The following is a 3,735-nucleotide window of genomic DNA, read 5'->3' on the forward strand; positions in this document are numbered from 1 at the left end:
CTCTTTTCCCAGGTCCGGAAGGTCATCATTAGTCCATGCGATAGGTGCGATTCCTAATTTTACTTTTTCCTTATTAAACATTGTTCATTCTCCTTTATTCACTGTCTTTTGTCCGGGGCCGGTGCCTCCGGCGTGCCGTTCCTTTGTTCTTGAATAAAGAATACCAGAATTCAGTCATGGCTTAAATCGGAAATTTTTTTAGCTTTGTTGTCATTTCATATGCTGTTTTCCGGTCTCCTGAGAATGTGGAATTTTTTTGTGTCTTTTTTTTAGAAATCCCTTCTTCCGGAAAGTCACTGGCTGTGTTCCCTGCGGTAATCCGCGGGACTGCAGTCATTGAGCTTCTTAAATGTCTTGGAAAAATAATGGTAATCATTGAATCCCGCCTCAGATGCCACATCCTTGATCTTGTAATTGGTGGTGCAGAGAAGTTCCTTGGCACATTCCATTCTGCACTCCTGCAGATAATTGGAAAAACCGATCTCCATCTCCTGCTTAAAGAGATAACTCAGGTAAGCCGGATTCACTCCCGCCGCTTCCGCAGCGTCCTGCAGGCTGATGGGTTTCTTATAATTACCGTTTATAAATTCAATGGCATGGCGCACAGCCCCGGATACGCCGGCGGGTACCGCTATTTTCTTATCAGCAAATAATTCCCGACTGTAACTCTCGGCAATCCTGCACAGCTCATCCATATTGTGCACATTGCTGTAAAATTCCGCCGGCCGTTCAAGACCAGCCCTTTTATCCAGGCGTCTGAGCCATTGGAAAACCAGTTTGCTGTCCACATGCGTACGCTTACAGGCATCCGTGACACGCCTCCACATTTCTGCAAGTTCCTCCTGCTTTCTCCCCTTTTTCAAGATCTCAATCCGCTCATACAGCTCTTCCGCGGCTTCCGGAAGCCTGGAACTGATCTCTTTTCCATTGTCAAAATAGAGGATATCGCTGTCATCATAAAAACTCAGCTTCATCATTTCTCTGGCCTGTTGGTATGCCTGACGGATACCCTCCTCGCCGAAACAGATATTGCTCACCCCAATCCCGAAATGATACGGCTCCTTTTTGCAGTACCTGAAGCAGGCGGATGCCACATTTGTCAGGCGCTGGCGCATGACAGAGCTTCTCCGCATGGATGACATATCCAGAAAGCAGCAGAATATCCCGGCTCCCAGGTAAATGATCTCCGCATAGTCACTGTCCTCCTGCAGAAGGTCCTCCATCTCTGTCATCAGCCCATGGCGGAAGCTCTGGGAATACTGTTCCGCCTCCAAAGGACTCCATACCTGGTTCTTCTCATTCCATTCGTGCATGAACATATTGATGACCGCACTGTTCTGGAACCGCCCGCGGATACCGGCTTCTGCTCTCTTTGCCTCCCGCTCCTGCCCGTTTAAGGTGCCGGAGAGAATGCCGTTGAAAAAGTGGTATTTCAGGGTATGGCTTCCCATACGGATCAGTTTCCTGGTCCGTTCCTGCTCACTGCTTTTCTCCAGTCGTGACTCGATCTGGTGCCTGGACTTTTCCAGGATCTCCAAAAGTGTATCCTCATCCAGAGTATTTTTCAGGATATACTCGTCTGCTCCCAGGCGCATGGCCTCCTTGACATACTCAAAATCATCATGACAACTCAGAACCATGATGTATATATTTTCCTTCTCTTCCCTGATATGGCGTATCAGTTCAATGCCGTCCATAAGCGGCATGGAGATGTCTGTGATGATCACGTCAATCTTCTCTTCCTCCAGAACGTGCAGGGCCTCCTCGCCGTCCTGTACATCCTTTACCACCTCATATCCTGCTTTCTCCCAGGCATTCAGAGTCTTCAAATAACTCCTGACTAAAAAATCATCATCCACTAATAATGTACGAAACATAGGCCTCATCCCCTTTGTCACATTTTATCTGTCTGTCAAATATTCACTTCCCTGTCTGCCGGCAGAAAGATGGTGGCAGTAGTACCGTTTTCACTGCTCTCATATGTAATTCCGCCTTCCGCCTCATAATAGAGTTCCAGACGTTCCCGCACATTCGGCACGCCGATGGCACTCAGGCCGTTTGTCTTCTTGGCTTTGCTGGAGAGCAGTTCCTCTATCTGCTCCTTTGTCATTCCCCGCCCATTGTCAATGACAGACAGCGTCAGCCGTGTGCCCTCCACTCTGCCTCTGATCACAAGACGCCCGTTGCCGCCCTTCATATCAATTCCGTGAAGTATGGCATTCTCCACCAGGGGCTGCAGGATCAGCCTGGGAATATAACATCCGTAAGCATCCTTCGCAATATCGTACTCCACATCAAAACTTCCCTGATAGCGAAATTCCTGCAGATGGATATAATTTTTTAAAATATGCAGTTCATCCGCCACGGATATAAAAGTTCCCTTCTTATTAACGCTGGCCTGCAGCAGCTCAACAAAATCTCCGATGAGGCCGCCCAGCTCCTTCTCTCCCTTTATCAGGGCCGCGTATTTGATAGAATTCAGTGTATTGTACATAAAATGAGGGGTGATCTGATACTGCAGCGCCTCCAGCTCCGCGTCCTTTTTCAGTCTCTCCTCCTCGATCACCCTGGCGATCAGATCCTCCAGGTTGTCAAGCATGTGGTTAAATTCCCGGCAAAGGGTTCCGATCTCATCCTCTGTGGTCACATCCACCCGAAGGCTCAGATCACCTTTGCTGACCTTTTCCACGGTATCTGTCATATTTTTAATGGGTTTATACATGGCTCTGGTGATGGATGTGGCAAGAATGCCGCCGATCATGAGAAACAGCAGAAAAATAGCCACCAGAAATATCTGCATCTGCTTCAAATCCCGCAGAACCTCACTTTTCTGAATATCCATATACAGACCGCATTTGGAAAATGCCCCCTGATAGAAAATACGGATCTCCCTGGCATCCTGACTCTCAATACCGCTGGTACTTGGCAGTCGGTCCACGCCCTCATATACCTGCCCTACACTCTCATAATCCTTGCTTGTGACGATCTCCCTGTTTTTATCCAGAATCAGCGCCTTGGACACCTTCTCATCATACACAGGTTCCAGATATTCATAAAAAAGTGTCCTCTCCTCTGTGTTTGCCAGCATATATCCCAGCACGATGCCGTCATCATCTGTGACAGCCTGGATGCAGGAAAGCTGTTTTCCCGTGTCATGGACCATATCCCCGAACATTATGGGGACTGCTTCCTCGGTCTCCGTCCGGCGTATCTTCTCGATCTCCGCCTCCGGAATATCCCTTTTGCACACAGGATAGTCCTCTGAGGTGACAGCGATCCTCTCATCCGGAAAAATGAAATACAGCGAGCTTAAATCCTTGTATTCTGTGCGGTAATTTCTCAGAAGTTCTGCAATCCCATCCAGGGCTTCACCGCTATGTGATGACCTGTATTCTTTTATGTATTGGACCATATTTATATCGCTGGCTGCTTTTACGTTGATATAGTAAATTTCCTGGAGGGAATCATCCAGGGAGGTAACCGTCTGCTTTACCCTGCCGTAAAGGTTCGTGGAATAATTCTCCTCTATCATCCCTGCTGATTTAAAATAAAATACCACAGTGATAGAACAGGCGGTCACTATGGTTACCACCAGAATTGCCAGCAGCACCTTGCTTCTGATACTTTGCAGCATACTCTCTCCTTTGCCGTTCATACATTCTGACGCACGTCACTTATGCGTACATTATAACATAGAACCCATTAGAAATCACGCCTCCGAAGACTTCGGTAAAG

At 47.7% G+C, this 3,735-nt stretch carries 2 protein-coding genes; both read right to left on the minus strand.

The window, feature by feature from the left end:
* Positions 1-293 precede the first annotated feature (293 nt).
* Positions 294-1,877 (minus strand): response regulator, encoded by a 1,584-nt coding sequence (locus tag V8Q34_RS27290; RefSeq protein WP_335836683.1) that lies wholly within the window; start codon positions 1,875-1,877, stop codon positions 294-296.
* A 35-nt stretch (positions 1,878-1,912) separates the two neighbouring features.
* A complete protein-coding gene (locus V8Q34_RS27295) occupies positions 1,913-3,634 on the minus strand; it encodes a cache domain-containing sensor histidine kinase (protein WP_033144159.1) in 1,722 nt (573 codons plus the stop codon).
* Positions 3,635-3,735 lie beyond the last annotated feature (101 nt).

Origin of the sequence: Blautia sp. JLR.GB0024, from assembly GCF_037000545.1 — a bacterium.
Taxonomy (GTDB): Bacteria; Bacillota; Clostridia; order Lachnospirales; family Lachnospiraceae; genus Blautia; species Blautia celeris.

Excerpts from the sequence above, each read along its gene's own strand:
- V8Q34_RS27290 (WP_335836683.1), bottom strand. The coding sequence starts at position 1,877 with ATGTTTCGTACATTATTAGTGGATGATGATTTTTTAGTCAGGAGTTAT.
- V8Q34_RS27295 (WP_033144159.1), bottom strand. The coding sequence starts at position 3,634 with ATGCTGCAAAGTATCAGAAGCAAGGTGCTGCTGGCAATTCTGGTGGTA.